The organism is Bacteroides ndongoniae (genome assembly GCF_900108345.1).
GTDB lineage: Bacteria > Bacteroidota > Bacteroidia > Bacteroidales > Bacteroidaceae > Bacteroides > Bacteroides ndongoniae.
On sequence record NZ_FNVV01000014.1, the window covers coordinates 524,902 to 545,291 of the forward strand.

The window sequence follows — 20,390 nt, forward strand, 5'->3', positions numbered from 1 at the left end:
AATGTCCATAGTTAGTTTGCTAAAGTGCCTCTTTAGCTTTCCCAAAAAGGTATTTTCATCAACCGACAGAAGAAGCCTGTCAGAGTCCTAACGGCAAACCGACCAAATGCCAAAGAATGAACAACAGGATCCAAGCAAACAGGATACATACGGAATAACGCCAGGTATACTTCAGCAGAGAACCATAAGTGGATTTCCGGTCATACTGTTGCATGTACGTCAGCACCAGCGGCATGTAGAACATGAAGGGGGTAATGGCATTGGTAGCGCTATCGCCAATGCGGAAGGCACACTGTGCCGTTTCGGGTGAAATACCCATCCGTGACAATACCGGAACAAAAATAAATGCCATAAAAGCCCATTTGGCTGTGGCAGACACCATGAACAGATTGACTACCGCAACAAACAGAATGAACAGAATCAGAATCCACATGCTGTCCATACGTAGGGAAGCAAGCATATCGGCACCCATAATGGCAACGCATTTGTCCAGTTGGGAATATTCGAGGCAGGCGAACATCTGCGAGGCAAAAAACGCGATGACAAAATAAACGCCCAAAAGCTTCATCGGATACGTCAGCCCCTCGATCACATCACCGTCGGAACGATAACGACCGGAGACAAAGCCAAACACCATACCCGTAAGACCGATGCCGAACGACAGCAAAAACAGAATGCCCATGATAAAGGGAGAACGCATCAGACTGCCGTTTACTCCACGCAGAATACCCCAGGATGAGAAAGTGGCACCCAATATGAGCAATACATACGACAGGCATGCTAGCAGAGCAATCTGCATGGCACGCCGTTCCTTGCGCGACAGTTGCTTATAACCGCCAAATCGGATCTCGCCCGCATACGTACCCAGCAGTGGAAGCAGGTGGTGTCGTGTAATGGCATAAATGACAGGGACGAGCAGGAAGACCGATGCGGCAAAAAAGTAATAATTACATAAAGGACCCATCTGCCCCGACGACACAAAAGCCTGGTCGGCAGCTTCTTGTGTAGTGGCCGCCAACAACGGGTCGAGGGTACTCATCACCACATTGGCACTGTAGCCACATGCCACAGAGACATAAGCCGTAATGATGCCGCCTACCGGATGCAGACCGGCCGAATGAAACAGGGCAGCGGCAATGGGCAGCAGAATGATATAGCCGGCATCCCCTACTACATTGGAAAGAATTCCCAATACGATGACACTGGTTATGATAAGTCCCGAATGCGTTCCTCTGCGTGCCACAAGACGGATACAGGCATCAATGAAACCGGAATGTTGTGCCACGCCTATTCCGAACATGGCTATCATCACCATGCCCAAAGGTGCAAAACCGGTAAAGTTGGTCACAACATGTCGCAGCCACCAGCGGATTCCTTCCGGACTCAACAGGCTCTGCACGTATATTTCTTTCCCGGTTTCGGGATGGATCACACTCAGGTCGTAGACATTGAATATCCACGACAGAAACACAACCGCCATCGTCAGTATCAGAAACATGGTGGCCGGATGCGGCATTCTCCATTTGGCTCTCATCATCGGCATGCTTTCCTATTCGTCGTCCGGTTCCAGATTGTCTATGTCGAGAATACGCAGTTCCAAAGCACGTACCACAAGCCGGGTAGCGTTCACCCCTACCCGTTCGCCGGAGGGGAACAGACGCCCTACCAGATCGTTCTGCCGTTTCTCCAGCGACTTCACGCCGAAGGGCATTCCTTTCAGATTGGCTATCATTTCCTTCGTATAACCTAGGGCAAGATGGCGGAGGAAACGTTCGTCGTACTCGTCGATGTCGTAGTTAATGATGGCTTCCTGACGTTTGGTGTCGTTGATGACCGAACGTTTGAAACGTTCCACAATTTTTTCCAGAATGGGATAGTTGAACACCAGTTTCTTACCATCCATCACTGCCTGGACATCGGTTCGGGTCAGCAATTCGCCTGTCTTCAGAATGATGCCGTCGGCACCGGCATCGAGCACATCGACCCACAGTTTCTCGTTCAGTATCTCGCCTGTAAATATAAGCACATGCACGCCGGGGTAACGCTTGAATATGTTGCGGCATATCTCCACCCCGATGGTTGTAGAGCCGCCCAGTCCCAGATCCAGCAAAACCAGATCGGGGACCTGCACCTGCATCAGTGCCCAGAATTCCTGTTCGGTCATAGCCGTACCGATGACTTCCGCATCGGGAATCTCGTGACGAAAAATCTCTTCCGTCCCTTTCAGCTCCAGCTTGACATCTTCTACAATGATAACTTTAAATTTCATGTTTGGTATGATATTCTATGTTATAATCAGTTTGTTACTTCAATAAAATGCATTCTTGGTTGTAAAAAATCCTTTTCACATTCTGAATCGAACAACACAAAGATATTGATTTAATCCAATCTGAAGAAAGGCTTAAGGACTTTTTCATTTCGAGTACAGCAGAGTTCTTAAGAGAATTTTTAGCCTCACTTATTGTCCTGCCCTCGGAATGGTGAAGTATACCGTGAAGCCTCTTTCTTCGGTATTCACCTGCGCATTGATGCGACATCCACGCAGCCCGGCAAACTCGTCGTGATCGCGGATAATCTGCTTGCATATCAGATATTCTGTTCCTTTCAGTCTGCCCTGCTCCACAGCCGACATACGCTCCAGACTGGGATAGAACAGTCTGTTCAGTTCTTCTTGAGTTCTGTCGCGTCGGGTATCTACAAAGAAGAAACGTATGAAACGACCGTCTTCGGCCGCTTCCAATCGTATCTCGCCCGACTGAGGATCGGACAGTGCTTCGTCTATCAGGTTTTCGAGCAAGAACTGCAACTGATTAACATCGCCCAACACACAGCCGTCGAAAGGTCGGATGTGGAAAGTGATATCCGGATTCCGGTTCTTGCGTGCTTTGCGGAAGTATTTCTCCGCAGCAGTCATCAAGTCGGCAACCTTTACGGCCGAACGCCGGAAAGTAACCTCTTCCAGCTGACGCGACGCACACTGGCTGAGGATGCTGAAGATGCCTTTGTAATAATCTATCAGTTCGGCAATGGCTGTCACGGTCTCTTCTTCTTCCTTTGCCGACAGCTCTCCGGTGCGGAGTTTACCTATCAGCTGCTTGATTTTGCTGGGGTAGTAAATTGTTTCGTGCTTGATGGTAGAAAGACAATTGTCCAACACCATATTCTGTACATGCAGCATACTGTCTTCCCACGAGGCACGCCGCGCTTCGTCCTGTGCCAGTTCGATGTCCCGGTATTTTACAGCCAGTTTCACAACAGCATTGAAAACGACGATGGCTACGTAGCGGGTTATAAGCTCCAGCAGCAAACGGTCGGCACTTTGTTCGCTACCTTCGCTCCGCTCAATGCACAGGACACCAATACAACGGTTGCTTCCAGCAGTCTCGATGGTCAAGGGGAAAACCTGAATGCCGGATTGCGACTGGTAACTTTTCTCTTCGTAACAGCTACGCATCAAAGCGGTTCTGCGCTGCTGGGCCGCCATCACGGCGTCTTTGTCCTGACTTTCGGCTGCATCTGCCATATACACATCGCCCGGACAGGAGACATACTCCAACTGATGTGAAGACTCGTCGTAGACAGCCATGCTGAGACGGTCGATACACAGCAACTCGTTGATGGCATCAAAGGCTTCGTTCACTATCTGACGGGGGACTTCGTCCAGCCTGTCGGGATTCTTACGTACCGCATCGCTGTTGGAAGCGGCAAAAACAGCCTGATTGATTTCGAGAACCTGCTCCAGATTCCAACGGTTGACCAGACGTTTGCGGAAATATAGCACATAATATCCGGCCAGCAAAGCGATAACCAGCATGACGGCCAGCCAGATTCCTACCATTTTATTGTTGGTCGAACGTTCCAGCTGCCGGCAATAGTCTTCCAGCGACTGGTCCTCGCCCAACAGCTTGTACAGGATGGTATAGGCGTCGTTGTTGTAGCGATAAGCATCCCATTGCTTCAGAGCCAGAAACGCCACGGCCGCTTCATTGCGGATGTCAAGAATCACATGATAGTCCGAATTGAACAACTCGTTCCACCAGTCCAGTTCGGCCGGTTCTCCACTGCCCTCCAGCGTCATGGTACGTCTTGCATCGGGCGCATACATCCGGTAATGCTTGTTCAGACACAGCATTGCCGAGTCAATGTACTGCAAAGCCCATTCGTATTGGCCGTCTACGTTGCAGTAATAAGCCGCATCGGCATAGTTGGAAGCGGAGTCGAGCAACAACTCGTAGTCGTACAGAGCCACCTGTTCCAGCGAATCCGAGACAGGAGATTCTGACGTTTGCATCTCTGCTCCTTTTCCGCAGGACGAAAGTCCAAAGGTACCTCCCAACAGCACTGCCAGCATTACCAGCACCTTGCGTACGCCTACCGGCAGGCGGAAGTAGAAGCGGCTGCCCTTTCCCGGCGTACTGTCTACCGAAAACAGGCAGACACGGAAAAGTTCGTTTGTCTTTTTATATTTTTCGATAATGCCCCGGCAGTTCATCAAACCGAAACCGCTTCCTTTGTTTTTCTGCAATGCTTCGCGATCGGTGGCCAGGTCCATGCCGATGTTCTTCGAATCGTATACTTTCTCTCCGACGATGTGAGCCACGTCTTCTGACGATAATCCGCACCCGTTGTCTTCTACCGAGATTTCCACATAGTCCGCTTCCTGACGGGCATACACCCTGACGAAGCCTCCTGCAGGTGTATATTTGCGGGCATTCTCGGCCAGCGTATTGATCATGAAGAGGGTCAGTGCCTTGTCGGCCTTTACCCAGGTGGTAGTAGGCTCTACTTCCAGCGTCAGCTGTTTCATTTCGAAAGCGCGGGTTCCTTTGCGTATCAGTTGGAACAAGTCGTCCAGTGCAAAGTTCTCGATGTTCAGGCTCAACGTTCCCTGACGCATCTTGATCCACAGAGCCAGAATATCATTGTACTCGTTGATGGCGGTAACCAGTTCGTCCAGGTATTCGTATTTTTCTCTTCTGACACGGCGGTCCATCTCCGATCCGTTGCGGACAATCTTGTGCACTTCGTTGATGATGCGGTCGATATAAGGATGAATACCGTTGACAATGGCAAGGCAGGCTTTCTTCACCAGATTCTGCCGCTTGTTGCCTGCAATGTGTTGCTCGTAAATGTAGCGCTGCTTCTCCAGCCTGCGGCATTCGTCGCCCAACGAAATGGTCGTCATACCGTTATCCAACGCCCATTGCACATACGGGTTAATGACCCGAAGCATGGCCTGTTCGTCTTTCCCCACCCGGCCGGACAACACAAACTGTCCGTTCTCAATGTCGATTTCCGTCACACCGAACAAGCTTTCCATTTGCGGACGTACGGCATTCAGGATGGCATCGATAATTTCCTGTTCGGTTTGCGCATCGGCCGGAATGGCTGCCGTTATTTTCTGGCAGATGTCCAGCATCTGTCGCAGCCGATACAGGTGCTGTTTGTTCCTCCTTTTCGAATTACTGTTGAAGAACCAGAAGAATATCACTACTCCGACCAAGCCCAGAATGACACTTACCAGTATCAGATTGAGCTGACGCGATTCCGTTGCCAACGCCTGATAACGGCTTTCCAATTCTTTGTCCTGACGGGTATTTTCCAGAATATCCAGATAAATGTTCCGGTTGTAGTCGGAATACTCTTTCATGCCCAGTCCTGAATACGATACACTCAGCTGTTCCCGTATCCGCGAAATCCATTCGGGCACAGTCCGTAACTTTTGTTCCATCCAGGCATGTTCGGCATAGGTATTGTCACGATAATCGGCCGCTTTCATCCAGTCCAGACTGTCGTGACAGTTGTAGAACAAACGATGATGCCGGTTGACACACTCCAACGCCAATTTCAGAGTATCCAACGCCTCGGTATAACGGCCATGCGCATTCAGGTATTTCCCGATGGATACATAAGCACCTGCAATCTGATACAAGTCGTTATACTGGCGGAACTTCTGCAAGGCCAACTGTCCGAGCCGTAAAGGCAGCAAGCTGTCTACCGGATATCCGAACTGCTTCAAGGCATGCCCCCGACGTAACTTGAAAAGCTCGTAATCGGTGGGAGAAGCCATCAGGTTGACCAGTCCCTGTATGCCGTTGCCTTCAAAATAGACATAACCTTTCCGCGAAGCGATCCGCCACGTTTTATACAGAGCATCAAACTCCAGCAATCGCTGTGAGTCGAGGGTATCGGCTTCGCACAGCGAGGCTGCACCTTTTATATAATAGTAATAGAGCAGTTGGCTGGTATCGGAAGCCAATTCTGCCTCCTTCAACTGTCCGATATTGTCCAGCGCTTCGGAACGCTGTTGCAAGTAGTAGTAATAGACGGCCGACACAATATAGAATTCGGAACGGGCATATTCCAGTCTGGCCCGTTCGTGGCGGTCGACAAACAGATTGTTGTCTTCGCCAATGCGCCTCATACGCCGCAACGCACTGTTGCGATAATCGTAAAACTCCTTGTTAAGAGCCGTACGCTGGTAGATCTTCATAAATCCGATGTCGGCAATCAGCAGCTCCAGTTCGTTTTTGGTCAGGCTGTAGACTTTCCGGAAGTATCTTTCGGCTTCTTCAAAATCCATCCTCATAAAGGCACAAAAACCCAGATTATTGCAGGCTTCGGCTTCGCCGGCACGATACAGATTGACCGACTTATAAGCCTGCATGGCTGCATGACACGAAGAATCGATGTTTTTATAGCGGAAAGCATAAGCCTGCTGGTTGAGCGAATCAATCAGTCTGAGTTCCTTGCTGGGCGCAGTACCGACACACGCCCCCACTGCTACACTGGCGCAAAGCAACGCAACAAGCCTTATGGCAGAAATAAGTTTCATAAAGCAAATCTACAAATTAAATGAAGAATGAAGAATGATGAATGAAGAATTTATGAAATATTTTCCTTATCTGATGCCCACAGTAACTAATTTACAGCTTCTTGAAAACTGGAAAAACAACAGTTGCCGATACAGCCCAGAGTTTTCTTTATACTTTGAGCAGATTTTATACAATAACTCTTGGGTTATGTAGGGAGAATTTCATACCTTTGCAGGTAAATTAACAAATAGGTAAATCTATTATTATAGAAATGAGCGAAAAAGCACCCTTTATGGTATTCTCTGGAACAAACTCCAGATACCTGGCAGAGAAAATCTGCGCAAGCCTTGGTTGTCCTCTTGGAAACATGAACATCACCCATTTTGCCGATGGCGAGTTTGCCGTTTCCTATGAAGAATCGATCCGTGGTTCACACGTATTTCTGGTTCAGTCAACCTTCCCCAATTCCGACAACCTGATGGAACTCCTGCTGATGATTGACGCAGCCAAACGTGCGTCGGCCAAAAGCATTGTAGCCGTTATCCCTTACTTCGGCTGGGCACGTCAGGACAGAAAGGATAAGCCCCGTGTATCTATCGGCGCCAAGTTAGTAGCCGATCTGCTTTCGGTTGCAGGTATCGACCGTCTGATCACAATGGACCTCCATGCCGACCAGATACAAGGTTTCTTCGACATTCCGGTGGATCACCTTTATGCTTCGGCTGTGTTCCTCCCTTACATCGAGTCGCTGAAATTGGAAAATCTGGTTATTGCCACTCCCGACGTGGGTGGTTCCAAACGTGCCAGCACTTTCTCCAAATACCTGGGTGTGCCTCTGGTACTGTGCAACAAAACACGTGAAAAAGCCAATGTAGTAGCATCTATGCAGATTATCGGTGACGTAAAGGACAAGAATGTGGTTCTGATCGACGATATCGTAGACACAGCCGGAACTATCACCAAAGCTGCCAACATCATGCTGGATGCAGGTGCCAAGTCTGTACGTGCCATCGCCAGTCACTGTGTCATGTCCGATCCTGCTTCTTTCCGCATTCAGGAATCCGGTCTGACCGAAATGGTATTTACCGACAGTATTCCTTATTCCAAGAAATGCGCCAAGGTTAAGCAACTGAGCATTGCCGATATGTTTGCCGAAACCATCAAACGCGTGGTAAACAACGAATCTATCAGTTCGCAATACCTTATTTAAGGATAAAACAACAAAGGTAAGCGGAGTCAGAACCTTTGCCTCCGTTTGAAATAGATCTATCGAAAGTCGAGGAATCTCCTAGCCGATGCTTAGGACGGATTCTCCGGCTTTCTGTTTTCTGCCTCGTACCAGCCTACAACCTCAGACAAGACCATACAGAACTGTAATTCCAAATAACGTTTTAAACTGACTGATATTATGAAACGAATCATCTTATTCATCGGATGTTTATGCTTTCTTTGCTCCATCACCGCACAAGATCGGTTGCTGGAGAATAGCATTACTCCCCAACAACTTCAGGAAGTGTTACAGCCTACAGAAAAGTGGGTCACCTATCCTGCCTACACCGACCGTTCGGCATGGACCACCCGAATACCTGCTGAAATACGGGAAAATATCATAAAAGCCGGCGAAAAAGCACTGGCGTATGAGTGGAAGCCAGATTTGGCAACCGACTATCTGGCATACAAACGCCGTGGCGAGATACTGACAGGACGCAAGAATCAGACGACGCTCAATACACTAGTACTGGCAGAACTGGTGGAAGGAAAAGGGCGGTTCATGGATGCCATCATCAATGGAACCTGGTTCCTGTGCGAAGTTTCCTGGGTACACTCTGCCCATGCTTATTTTCAAAAGGACCAGTCCGGACTTCCCGATCCGGACGAGCCGACCGTCGAACTGGTTGTGGCGGATATTGGTGCACAGATGTCATGGATTTATTACTTCTTCCACGACGAACTGGATAAAGTCAGCCCACTGATTGCCAAACGAATCAGGAATACTGTTTACCAGCGATTGATTGACCCTTATTTTGCGCGTACAGATTATTGGTGGATGGGATTTACCCCTCAGGAAGTAAACAACTGGAACATTTGGATCAATTATAATGTGTTGCAGGCAGTCCTGCTGCTGGAGAAAGATACAGCCCAAAAGGCAACCTACGTTTATCAGCTGATGCGTTCTGTCGACCGCTATATCGATGTCCAGCATCCGGATGGCACTTGCGAAGAAGGACCTTCGTATTTCGGACATGCCGGTGCCAATCTGATTAAATTTCTCGACCTGCTAGACCGGGCTACGGACGGGCACGTCAATATCTTCTCTAACGAAAAAATCAAGAACATAGGACGCTACATCCGCCGGGCCAACATCCACAACCAGTATTTTGTGAATTTCTCGGATGCAGCCGCCAAGTGTTTCGTCAGTCCGGGTGCTGTCTATCTGTATGGTAAAAAGATAGGTGACCGCCAACTGATGGGCTTTGCTTCCGACTTTGCCCGCCGCAACGGATGGAAAGACAAATTGCATACCGGCAGTTTGTTTGCCCGTCTGCTCGACGACGTACTGGATGCCCGGGAAATACTGGAAGGAGACAGTGCTTCCATTGAGGAAACCTCCTTCTATTTCGAAAACGGACAGCTTGCCGTAGCCCGTGATTCGCACCGTTCCGACGAAGGATTCTGCTTTGCAGCCCATGGCAGCAACAACGGTGTTTCTCACAATCACAACGATGTCGGCAGCTTCATGCTGTACTATAACGGAAAACCTGTTCTGATCGATGTAGGAGTAGGCGTATACACTAAAAAAACTTTCAGCAGCGAACGCTATACCATCTGGACCATGCAGTCCGGCTATCACAACCTTCCAACTATCAACGGCACAGACCAGCATGCCGGGAAGAAATATCATGCCCGTAACGTCCGGTTTACGGATCGTGGCAAAACCGTTTCATTCAGTGCCGACATTGCAGCCGCTTATCCGGAAGAAACCGGAGTCGCCCAATGGATCCGTTCATATACCCTGAAGCGCGGACACCGGTTTACCATTGCCGACCAGTGGAAACTGAACAACCGGAACGGAGAACAGATTCTGAATTTTATGACGGTGTGTACACCGGAAATCAAAGATGGCTATCTGTTACTGAAAGACAAAGATTTTATACTGAAGATGAAGTATGACAGCGGCCTTCTGCAACCATCCATCGAAACCATTCCTCTGACGGACAAACAACTCCTCAACAACTGGAATGTAGAACAGTTATACCGCATCAGACTGACGACAATTACCCATCCGGCACTTCAGGGAAAAACACAAGTCTACCTTGAAAGAATGTAAGCCAACTATCATCTCCGATACAGATAAAAAAAGGGTGTGCAAAATAAAGAATTCATTTCCTTAATTGCACACCCTCTTTATTATTCTGTATAGCGCCTACAGCACATGTTTATTTTTTCTTCATCCGGAGTATTGTGAATGAATTAGGCTTGAACTCGTATACAAACGATGACGAGAAGCCGTTATACTCTGTCTCAACCGGCGAGATCTTCAACGGTTCTTCAAAGCTGTTTTCCTCTTCAAGCGAAGTACTGCTCAATGTGATGACACGTCCTTTCGAAGCTACCTCACCGCCTTTCAGATCGATGCGGGTTACGCAAGGAGTTTCCGAAGCATTGACTACCTTTACAATCACCTCACCGGCCTGTTCGTCGTATCCGGCTACGTGGAACTTGCGGTTCACCGGCTTGTTGACATGTGCCAGCATCAGTTTACCGTCTACATAGTAGTCGGCCCCCATTTCCTTCAGCACAATCTTCACCTGATACCACTTATCATTTTCCACCTTATCGTTCACCTTGTCCGACAGTACACTGCTACCATTGTTCTTCACAGTTTCGATAGCAGTCGAAGTATTGCCCCATCCGCCGGCGTTCAGCATATAGCCGTCTTTCAGATTCGGTTCTTTCATGCCGAAGTAAGCAAAGAATCCTTCATCGCCCGACAGTTTGTTTACTTCAAACTCTATCACATCACCGGCTCCGGCCTTTGCCTTGTTCCAGAACAGGGCCGTGCGTGTTTCATTGCTGCTCTGTGCATATACACCCTGTTCAGCTTTCCATTCTCCGCTTACTACTGTCCATTGAGAAGCGTCGTTCATATCAGCTTCGGTCTTCACACCGGTACTGTCAGTCACAGAAAGATTACGGAACTGTACCTGCGTGCTCCAGCTACCAAAACCTACATATCCTTTTTCACGGATCATCGGTTCGGTCACTTCCCACAACAGTTCCGACTTGGTCGGCAGATTGTATGTAGGTTTGTTATCGGCAAACATCTTCTGTACATAGTACGACGAACGTCCCACTACCTGACTGTTGCTTATCCAGATCAGATTGGTAGCCCAGCAGCGGTCGTTCTTGTTCTCGAACAACGGAGCATACGAAGCCATGGTCACCAGGTCGCTGTTCCGTTCCATGCCCGTGATAAAGGCAGCTTCGCTCAGTGCTGCCAGCATGTTACCGCCACCTACACCCTGGTTGCAGGCATATTCTCCCACATATACCTTGTATTTGCCACGCTCATGATTGTCGAAGATATGCGTGTTGTTGAAGAAAAAGTCAGGAGCCACATACCAGTGCGGATCGATCATATCGGTCTTACGAGCCTGGCCCAGACCTCCCAGTCCGTGATTCGAAATCAGTGTCAGCTCCGGATATTTGGCCTTTATGGCATCGTAGAACATGTTGAAACGGCTGTCGTACAGGCTTCCCCAGTTCTCATTTCCTATTTCTACATAAGCCAGCGGATATGGTTCCGGATGCCCTTCCTTGGCACGCAGGGCTCCCCATTCGGTGTCCGTACCACCTATCGCATACTCAATGGCATCCAATGCATCCTGCAGATAGCCCTCAGCCTCCTTGTCCGAGCAGGCTTCTCCCGAACGGTATTGACAGGCCAGTCCGACATTGCACACATACATGCCTTTGGCTCCTACATCCTCACAGAAATCCAAGAATTCCTTGTAACCGAAACCATAGCTGTTATGATACCCCCATGTATCATACTCACCCGGACGTGCTGCCGGATCACCCAACGTCTTTTTCCACTGCACGCGATTGTTCAGCGTGATGCCTTCTACGATGCAGCCGCCCGGCCAGCGTATAAAGGCAGGCTTCAGCCCTTCTATCACTTCTGCCACATCCTTACGCATGCCGTTCTCCCGACCTTTATAGGTGTCTTTCGGGAAAAGTGAGACATAGTCAAAGTAGTACACGCCATTCTCCGGCAGTTCGATGGCCAACCAGCCGGCAGTAGTTGTGTCCATAGCCTGTATTTCGGCTTTGTATTCCTGCCATTTGTTGTCGTTCTTCAGTGTCAGTACAGCCTTACCCAGCTCTTTGTCGGCTGGTCCCAGCAGACGTACAGTCATCTCTTTCGCATCGCTGTTGCTGCGCATGAACATGCGCAACCGGTAAGTTGCGTCTTTCTGCAAAGCCAGTCCCCAGTATCCTTTGTTTATCAGGGCCACTCCGTTTCCTTTCTCCGAAACGTTCACCTTCATCGAATTGGGAGCAGCAGCAAAGTTCGGCTGCTCTGTCGTCAGCCCCATTTCGGCACGGGCGGCTTCGGCCACACTCAATTCCCATCCCGGATAAGGATCGCTTCCCCACCGGTACCGTCCGGACGTAGTCTGTCCGTTCGAATGATGGATCAGGATCGGTGCCACCAGTTCATTGTTTTCTACCTTGTAACCTTCTGGAATAACCCGTTCTTCAAAACTGCGGTTCATCAGCATTTCGCCATAGAGTCCACCGTCTCCGGCATGGTTGATCTCTTCAAAAAAGATACCGTACATGGAAGCCGGCACATCCGCTCCCCGGGTGTTCATGTCTACTTCAAGCACCATTTGCGGATCAGGCGACTGGCACGATGAAATGCCAAGGGCCAGAACTGCAGCATACAGAAATTGCTTTTTCATGATAAATAATTTAAGTTGTTTGTGATAGATATAAATAATAGATGTGTGTTTTCAATATCTGTTCAGTAGATGTCGCCGCATGTCCGCAAATCGGCATTTGCGGCAACGTGTTTTTCATAGGAGGCTCCTTTATTTCTGAGCCTCCAGTCTTCCCATTGAGTAAGTACCTTTCCGGATTATCTTTCCGTCCTTGTCCGTTTCTACAAAGGGACCGTGCTTTTTTCCCTGTTTGAAGAAGCCTTCAAAGCGTACACCGTTCTTGTCTGTCTGTACTCCGCTTCCTTCCTCCAGTCCGTTCACGAAACCGCCTTTATACACCGTTCCGTCGGTCTGAATCAGCGTTCCCTGTCCGTCGAATTTATTGTTTTTCCATTCGCCCTCGTACGAGTCACCCACGTTCCACTTGTATGTACCGCGTCCGTTTCGTTCGTTGTTTTTCCATTCCCCTTCGTACACGGCTCCGTTGGCCCAGGTAAATGTTCCCTGTCCGTCCTGCATACCGTTTTTAAAGTTACCCACATACTTGTTACCGTTGGCATAATAGTAAATGCCCGATCCCGTACGTTCACCTTCTACATAGGTACCTTCGTATCTGTCACCGGTATGGAAGAAGTAAATACCTTTTCCGTCCTGCATGTCTTCCGACCAGTCACCTACGTATTTGTCTCCGTTGGTATATTCGAATGTTCCCGTTCCCTGACGGACATCGTTTTTCCACTGTCCTTCGTATTTGCTACCGTCGTTCCACACGAAAGTGCCTTCACCGTCTTTCTTGTCATTCTTCCACGAACCGGTGTATTTCGAGCCGTTCTTCCAGGTATATGTTCCCTGGCCTTCCCGTTTGTCGTTCACCCAGTCACCTTCGTACACATCGCCGGTATAGTAATACATCGTACCCTTTCCGTGCTGGTAATCCTGGTACCACATACCGTCGTAACGGTTATTGTTCATAAAATAGTAGATTCCCTTTCCGTGCTGCTGATCCTGATACCATTGTCCTTCATACTTTTCTCCGTCCGGAAATACATAGACACCATATCCTTCCCGTTTCCCTTTTACATATTCCCCTTCATAGACATCCCCGTTCTTGAACACGGTCTTTCCCTTTCCGTTCGGTTTACGGCCTTTCATTTCGCCCGTATATACCGATCCGTCCTTAAACGTATAAGTACCGATTCTGATTTCCGAGGAGAAGGTATTTTTTATCTTATCGAAGAAACTTTCTTTTTCCTGTGCCCATACCGTTCCTTGCGACAGACATAGCAGGAACAATGCTGTATATAAATATTTCATTGACAAATTCTATATTAGTTTATATTATGGCCGGCTCAGTATGCCGTGCGTCATTTGCCTGCTTACGCAACCTGCAGGCGCGCTTCTATCTCGGACAAAGATACAATTTATCTTTCAAAGCAGGGCAGTGTCTTTCGGTTTTATGATTTTTTTTTGCCCACAACCACTTCTTTTAAATTCTCTTTGCACAAGTATTTCCGGGCCAGTTCGCGAATTTCTGCCGGTGTCACCTCCTTTGTCTCCTCCAGCATCCGGCTGTAATAATCGTTCTCCATACCTGCCACCCGGGCATATATCCATGCATCGGCCAGCGAGAATGCCGATTCGTAACTGCGGCACATTTCTCCCAGCATATAGTTCTTCACCATCGTCAGCTCTTCTTCTGCCACCAGCTCGTTCTGCAGCCGGTCAATCTCGTGATATACTTCCTGTATCAGAGGTTCTACCGTCTCATTGGCAGTTTCGGCACTGATCACCAGCATGCCACATCCCGGATACGGCACAGTGTATGCCGAAATGTTGTATGTATATCCCTTTTCCTCCCGGATATTCGACATCAGCCTGCTTCCGAAATATCCGCCCAACAGCGTCACCAGCACCCTGGTCTTCAAGAAGTCCGGATGTTTGTGTTCCAACGTAAGCATTCCCATCCGCACGGCACTCTGCAAAGCGTCTGTCCGTTCCGTGAAAAAGCGTTTCCCCTCACAACTTTCCGGTGCAAAAACCTTTTTCTCCGGCACCACAAATCCTTCTCCGAAAGGTGCGCTGCCGAAAACCTGTTCTATTCTGTCCAGACACTCATCCGTCACTTTGCCCGACAAATATATCGTACAGTTACGCGAATGATAATAGCGGTTATAGAAAGCACGCAGCACCTCCGGCGAAATATGGCGGTAATCTTCTTCCTCCACCACCTGTCCCAGCACGTCGCGTGTGCCCAGCACTGCTTTCATCAGCGAGCGGTGAGCCAGGTAGTCCACTTTCGACATATTCACCAGAAACTGCCGCAGGTTGTTTTCCACCACAATACCCAGTTCTTTTTCCGGAAAAGCAGGTTCCTTGACAATTGCCTCCATCACCTCCAGAGTTTGCGGCAGGTATTTGTTCAGCGAATAAAGGGTTACATAAGAATACTCCATACCATTCGACAGCTCCAGCCATGCTCCATAGTAATCCAGCTTTTCTGCTATTTCAGCCGTTGTCATCCGCTTCGTTCCTTCACGCAGCATCCTGTTGGTAAACAGCGCCTGCAAAGGCTGTGTCTGTCGCCACAGTCCTCCTGCCACCATCACGTCAATGCGTATCACTTCGTTGTCACCGGCATCCAGCACATTCAGTTCTACGCCGTTGGGCATTATTCTGCATACCGGTTCCTGAATGTTCAAGTGTTCCGGACGGCATATCGGAGGTTGTACGTTTCTGTTCAGCATTGTTTCTTCAAGAACTCTTCCGCCCTTTCCAGATCCTGTGGCGTATCAATACCTATTGTTTCCACATTCGTAATACCCGCCTTGATGGTATAGCCGTTTTCCAGCCACCGGAGCTGTTCCAGCGACTCGGCCACTTCCAGCAGCGACTGCGGCAAAGCCGTAATCTCTTTCAGCACTTCTGCCCGGTAGGCATACAGGCCGATATGTTTGTAGTAGACATGATTCTTCAGCCAGTCCTTCTTCTCCGCATTCCGCTGATAAGGTATAATCGAACGGCTGAAGTACAACGCATTCATATTCTTTCCAAGTACCACTTTCGGCGAATTGACATTCTCCAGTGCCTCCCAGCCGTCTTCCACCGTAAAGGGCTTTACCAATGTAGCAATCTGTGTCTTCGGATCGTCAAAACAGGCTTTCACCGTTTCCAGTTGCGAAGGCTGGATGAACGGTTCGTCACCCTGAATGTTCACTACCACGTCAAAGTCTCCGCCTATCTTGGTATAGGCTTCGAAGCAGCGGTCGGTGCCACTCTTATGGTTGACCGAAGTCATCACTACCTTGCCGCCAAAAGCCTTTACCGCAGCTTCAATCCGTTCGTCATCCGTAGCCACCCAGGCGTCATCCAATACACCTGCTACCTGTTCGTAAACACGCTGTATAACGGTTTTTCCACCCAGCATTGCCAATGGCTTGGCCGGAAAACGTGTCGACGCATAACGCGCCGGTATAATTCCTAAAAACTTCATAAACAAAATATATTTAAGTCTCGCAAATACTCTACTTGTCAGTAGACAAGGCTTCAGTCAACAAGTCTACAAGGCCGGAACATCCTGCTTGATGAGATACCGCTTGGAACAGATCACTACAAACACCTTGTCAACTCGTCAACTATGAAGTGGGAAGGAGTTTAATGAAGAATGAAAAATGAAGAATGAAGAATGAAGAATGAAGAATAACACTAACCATTAACCATTTACCATTAATCATTAACCATTAATCATTAACCATTTATCATCATTCCCATTTTATTTCGTATCGTCGCTCAACGCTCCAGTTGCGACAGCCCTCTCCGCACATATTCCCTTTGCATATCTTCCGGTTTGAAGACTGTCGTATCGCATGCCAGCAAGTCTATATCCAGCCGGATGATCTCCCGAGCCTTGTCTTCCGGTTTCCGTCCCGCCTCCCGCTCTATCGCCTTCAGCAAGGCATTCACCTCCTCTGCCGGACAGTCCGACCGGAAACGTGCCACCTGATTGGTAAACGGCACCGTCCGCTTGCAGCACAGCGGTTTCGTCTCCTCCTCTTCCGCAAAGCTGATGTCCGGAAACAGTTCTTTCAGCCGCCTGCGTGCCAAGGCCAGATTATCCCTTCGCTGCTCATTACTCCCTATGCAAATCGTATAAACCAAGGCTGTCACGTATCATTTAAAAGCAACTGACATATTCCTTTTCATTCAGGCACGGACTACACGGAAAAACGCGAAAACTTCCGAAACCGGATTCATCAATTAAACAAGTCATCCAGTCCCTGTATCGGTTCGTCCGTTACAGTGCTGTCCGTCGCCTCCGAATCCTTGCAGGGATCATAGCCTTCCGGCAGTTGGAATGTCTCCGTTTCGTCATATCCCAACGTCTTGTCGGCATACACCTTCACCATATATTTGGCCCAGATAGGCAATGCCATCGAAGCACCCTGTCCGTAGAACATGCGGTCGAAGTGGATGTCACGGTCCTCACCGCCTACCCAGCAACCCGAAACCAGCGACGGCGTAAATCCCATGAACCATCCGTCCGAGTTGTTGTTCGTTGTACCCGTTTTTCCACCCATATCGGCTTTCACACCCAAGCGGCGTACCCGTCCGCCCGTACCTTCATTGATCACGGCACGCAGCATCACCAGCATCTTGTAAGCGCTCGACACACTGATCACCTCCTGCATTTCCGGCGCAAAGGTAGCCAGCACGTTGCCTTCATTATCCTCGATGCGGGTCACAAAGAGCGGTGCCACGCGGATACCTCTGTTCGGGAACGCCGTATAAGCGCTCACCATCTCGCCCACCGAGATTTCGCACGGACCCAGGCAAAGTGCAATTGAAGGCACAATTTCCCTGTTGCGTACGCCGAAGCTGTGCACCAGTCTCTTCAGTTCGTACGGATTCAGCTTGCTCATCAGGTTGGCGGTAATCCAGTTGTCCGAGTTGGCAAGTCCCCATTTCAGGGTCACCATCTCGCCATATCGTTTGTTGTTGGCATTTCTCGGCGACCACGGTGTTCCGTTCTCATCAAATCCGTGGAACTCTACGTGTCTCATCTGGTCGCAGGGCGAGAATCCGTTCTCCATAGCCAGCGCATACACATAAGGCTTCATGGTCGATCCGATCTGTCTGCGTCCCACCATGCCCATGTCATACTTGAAGTAGTGATGGTTCGGTCCGCCCACATACGCCTTCACATGTCCGTTTCTCGGATCCATCGACATGAATCCGGCTCTCAGGAAGAATTTGTAATAACGTATCGAGTCCATCGGCGTCATCACCGTATCTCTTTCCCCGTTCCAAGTGAACACCGTCATTTCCTCCGGCGTATCAAAAGCCTTTCTGATTTCCTTTTCCGACGCGCCCCCCTCTTTCATCTTCCGGTAGCGGTCCGACTGCTTCATGGCTCTGTCCAGAATAGAGTTCACTTGCTCCTGAGTCAGTTCCCGCGTATAAGGAGCCGTCTTCTGTCCCTTCTTCTCCTTGAAGAAGTAATACTGCAACTCTTTCAGATGTTCCGTCACCGCCTCTTCCGCATACTTCTGCATACGCGAGTCGATGGTGGTATAAATCTTCAGACCGTCCGTATAGAGGTTGTATTTCGATCCGTCTTTCTTCCGGTTCTTCTCACACCAGCCGAAGAGCGGATTGTTTTCCCAGTCCAGCGAATCCTCGTAATACTTCTGCATCTGCCAGCCACGATATTCCGAACGCACCGGCTTCTTGGCATTCAGTACACCACGCAGGTATTCCCGGAAGTACGTAGCCAATCCCTCGTTATGGTCCACCCGGTGATACGTCAGCTTCAGGGGCAATGCCTGCAGCGAGTCACACTCTTCCTGCGTGATGTATCCCGCCTTGCGCATCTGGTCCAGTACCACATTCCGGCGTCCGCGTGTCCGTTCGTTATACCGCACCGGGTTATACAGCGACGGGTTCTTGCACATACCCACCAGCGTAGCCGCCTCTTCTATTTTCAGGTTTTTAGGTTCACACCCGAAGTACGTATAAGCAGCCGTTTTCACACCCACCGCATTGTTCAGGAAGTCAAACTTGTTCAGATACATCGTCAGGATTTCCTCTTTCGTGTAGTAACGTTCCAGTTTCACAGCGATCACCCACTCTATCGGTTTCTGGAACAGACGCTCCATCACGTTGTCCGCGCTGGGCGAATAAAGCTGTTTCGACAGCTGTTGCGTAATCGTACTTCCGCCACCCGCATTCTTCTGCATCAGCACACCACGCTTCAATATCGCGCGAAACAGCGCTTTGGCATCAATTCCCGAGTGTTCGGCAAAGCGCACGTCCTCGGTCGCAATCAGCGCGTTGATGATGTGTGGCGACAAGTCCTGATACCCCACGTACACACGGTTCTCCTTGCTGTACGAGTAAGTACCCAATACCACCCCGTCCTCCGACAGCACTTCGGTGGCAAATTTATAGTTCGGATTTTCCAAGTCTTCCACCGGAGGCATATATCCTATCCAGCCCTTGGCAATGGCGAAAAACACAGCGGCACAAGCCATTATGCCCAATGCCAGCAATATCCAGAGAATTTTTACGATTTTCCTTATCATGACGGATTACAATCTTTCCAATAAACACCAATATTTAGTCCTTTAGTTTTTTAGTTTGTGAGTTTGAGGATTTTTAAATCACTGTATTACTTCAACTTAAAAACTCAAAAACTCACCAACTCACAAACTCACCAACTCAATGGTACAAAGTTACGCAATAATATGGAGAAAATAAAATCTATCTCCAGTGTTTCCACCGGTTCCCCCCTATCAGGTTCACCTTGTACACCAGTCCCGCCGATACGTACTTCCCGTCCTGCAGTTCGAACAGCAGGTTGAAGTGGTCGCTCCACATCGAGTACGTGAATCCCACATTCACCGTTTTCGAGTCATACTCGGCTATCAGGTTCAGTTCCTTATGAAATGCCGGTTTAAAGTTCACTCCTACGGCAGGTCCGTTCAGCGGATAGTCCGTCCGCCTGTTGTACAGCCAGGCAGCATGAACACCCAGCTCTCCTACACGGACATCGAAGTGCTTGGTCATGGCGAGGTACATGCGATTAAAAAAGCCGTTACCTGCCCCTTCTACAGCCAGACTTGTATATTCGAAAGAACCTCCCGTTGTCGGATCACTAACTCCTAGTACTACGGCCGGCATGTGTTTCCACCATTCCCCTTCCTTAAAGATCTGGAAGCGTGCCGCAAAGTGCCGATCCTGATTCACAAATTTTCCCCATGTAACTTCTGGCCAAAAGCCATTATCCGGTTTACCTTTCACTAAGGTACAAACATAGGCCAGTTCCAGTCTGTCCAAAAAAGTCACATTCAGAAAATAGTTGAAAGTATCATGTCCCCACCACCATTGGCTGGGCAAATTATGCTTATCCAGGAAATTACCTCCTATCATTAAAGTACCATCCCGCTGCATATCCGCACTGGGCATGTGCAGCAGCCCGGTCACGCCATACGTCATCTGTGCCTTGCACGGCAAGGCTCCCAACAGCAGGCATATCCATACGACTGCTATTCCTTTTTTCCTTTTCAATATATGTACTTTCTTTCCTGACATCTGTTTATTTCACTTTTAGTTGACTAGCTGTTCCATCATA

Annotated in this window: 12 protein-coding genes; 2 read left to right on the plus strand and 10 right to left on the minus strand. The window is 49.0% G+C overall.

Going from position 1 to position 20,390, the window contains the following annotated elements; genetic code table 11:
• Window positions 1-79: 79 nt before the first annotated feature.
• The 3 genes from BQ5591_RS13140 to BQ5591_RS13150 form a co-directional block, all read right to left on the minus strand.
• Window positions 80-1,534 (minus strand): AbgT family transporter, encoded by a 1,455-nt coding sequence (locus tag BQ5591_RS13140; RefSeq protein WP_205410654.1) that lies wholly within the window; start codon window positions 1,532-1,534, stop codon window positions 80-82.
• A gap of 15 nt (window positions 1,535-1,549) precedes the next feature.
• Window positions 1,550-2,278, minus strand: a complete 729-nt coding sequence (locus BQ5591_RS13145; RefSeq protein WP_071149699.1) for a DUF5932 domain-containing protein — start codon at window positions 2,276-2,278, stop codon at window positions 1,550-1,552.
• Between the two features lie 180 nt (window positions 2,279-2,458).
• Window positions 2,459-6,835 (minus strand): DUF5113 domain-containing protein, encoded by a 4,377-nt coding sequence (locus BQ5591_RS13150; protein ID WP_083380979.1) that lies wholly within the window; start codon window positions 6,833-6,835, stop codon window positions 2,459-2,461.
• Window positions 6,836-7,086: 251 nt separating this feature from the next.
• On the opposite strand from BQ5591_RS13150, the gene BQ5591_RS13155 reads away from it, so the two are divergent.
• Both BQ5591_RS13155 and BQ5591_RS13160 read left to right on the plus strand, forming a co-directional pair.
• A complete protein-coding gene (locus tag BQ5591_RS13155; protein ID WP_022161738.1) occupies window positions 7,087-8,025 on the plus strand; it encodes a ribose-phosphate pyrophosphokinase in 939 nt (312 codons plus the stop codon).
• Window positions 8,026-8,223: 198 nt separating this feature from the next.
• Entirely contained in the window at window positions 8,224-10,143 is a 1,920-nt protein-coding gene (locus BQ5591_RS13160) for a heparinase II/III domain-containing protein (RefSeq protein WP_071149701.1), read from the plus strand.
• A 109-nt stretch (window positions 10,144-10,252) separates the two neighbouring features.
• Here BQ5591_RS13160 and BQ5591_RS13165 read toward each other — a convergent pair whose 3' ends face one another.
• From BQ5591_RS13165 to BQ5591_RS13195, 7 genes are all read right to left on the minus strand, one after another.
• On the minus strand, window positions 10,253-12,784 hold the full coding sequence (locus BQ5591_RS13165; protein ID WP_071149702.1) for an alpha-L-arabinofuranosidase C-terminal domain-containing protein: 2,532 nt from the start codon (window positions 12,782-12,784) through the stop codon (window positions 10,253-10,255).
• A 129-nt stretch (window positions 12,785-12,913) separates the two neighbouring features.
• Entirely contained in the window at window positions 12,914-14,077 is a 1,164-nt protein-coding gene (locus BQ5591_RS13170; protein ID WP_071149703.1) for an MORN repeat-containing protein, read from the minus strand.
• Window positions 14,078-14,217: 140 nt separating this feature from the next.
• Window positions 14,218-15,507: a M16 family metallopeptidase gene (locus tag BQ5591_RS13175; RefSeq protein ID WP_071149704.1), complete on the minus strand. Its 1,290-nt coding sequence runs from the start codon at window positions 15,505-15,507 to the stop codon at window positions 14,218-14,220.
• The gene (kdsB, locus tag BQ5591_RS13180) at window positions 15,501-16,253 is read right to left on the minus strand and encodes a 3-deoxy-manno-octulosonate cytidylyltransferase (protein ID WP_071149705.1); all 753 of its coding nucleotides are present in this window, start codon (window positions 16,251-16,253) and stop codon (window positions 15,501-15,503) included. Before kdsB ends, BQ5591_RS13175 begins: the two co-directional genes overlap by 7 nt.
• Before the next feature lie 296 nt (window positions 16,254-16,549).
• A complete protein-coding gene (locus BQ5591_RS13185; protein WP_071150716.1) occupies window positions 16,550-16,918 on the minus strand; it encodes a 2-amino-4-hydroxy-6-hydroxymethyldihydropteridine diphosphokinase in 369 nt (122 codons plus the stop codon).
• A gap of 95 nt (window positions 16,919-17,013) precedes the next feature.
• Window positions 17,014-19,341, minus strand: coding sequence for a transglycosylase domain-containing protein (locus BQ5591_RS13190; RefSeq protein ID WP_022163289.1), 2,328 nt, complete (start codon window positions 19,339-19,341; stop codon window positions 17,014-17,016).
• A gap of 178 nt (window positions 19,342-19,519) precedes the next feature.
• A complete protein-coding gene (locus BQ5591_RS13195; RefSeq protein ID WP_071149706.1) occupies window positions 19,520-20,350 on the minus strand; it encodes a YjbH domain-containing protein in 831 nt (276 codons plus the stop codon).
• Between the last annotated feature and the right edge of the window lie 40 nt (window positions 20,351-20,390).

Excerpts from the sequence above, each read along its gene's own strand:
- BQ5591_RS13140 (WP_205410654.1), bottom strand. The coding sequence starts at position 1,534 with ATGAGAGCCAAATGGAGAATGCCGCATCCGGCCACCATGTTTCTGATA.
- BQ5591_RS13150 (WP_083380979.1), bottom strand. The coding sequence starts at position 6,835 with ATGAAACTTATTTCTGCCATAAGGCTTGTTGCGTTGCTTTGCGCCAGT.
- BQ5591_RS13155 (WP_022161738.1), top strand. The coding sequence starts at position 7,087 with ATGAGCGAAAAAGCACCCTTTATGGTATTCTCTGGAACAAACTCCAGA.
- BQ5591_RS13160 (WP_071149701.1), top strand. The coding sequence starts at position 8,224 with ATGAAACGAATCATCTTATTCATCGGATGTTTATGCTTTCTTTGCTCC.
- BQ5591_RS13165 (WP_071149702.1), bottom strand. The coding sequence starts at position 12,784 with ATGAAAAAGCAATTTCTGTATGCTGCAGTTCTGGCCCTTGGCATTTCA.
- BQ5591_RS13170 (WP_071149703.1), bottom strand. The coding sequence starts at position 14,077 with ATGAAATATTTATATACAGCATTGTTCCTGCTATGTCTGTCGCAAGGA.
- BQ5591_RS13175 (WP_071149704.1), bottom strand. The coding sequence starts at position 15,507 with ATGCTGAACAGAAACGTACAACCTCCGATATGCCGTCCGGAACACTTG.
- kdsB (WP_071149705.1), bottom strand. The coding sequence starts at position 16,253 with ATGAAGTTTTTAGGAATTATACCGGCGCGTTATGCGTCGACACGTTTT.
- BQ5591_RS13190 (WP_022163289.1), bottom strand. The coding sequence starts at position 19,341 with ATGATAAGGAAAATCGTAAAAATTCTCTGGATATTGCTGGCATTGGGC.
- BQ5591_RS13195 (WP_071149706.1), bottom strand. The coding sequence starts at position 20,350 with ATGTCAGGAAAGAAAGTACATATATTGAAAAGGAAAAAAGGAATAGCA.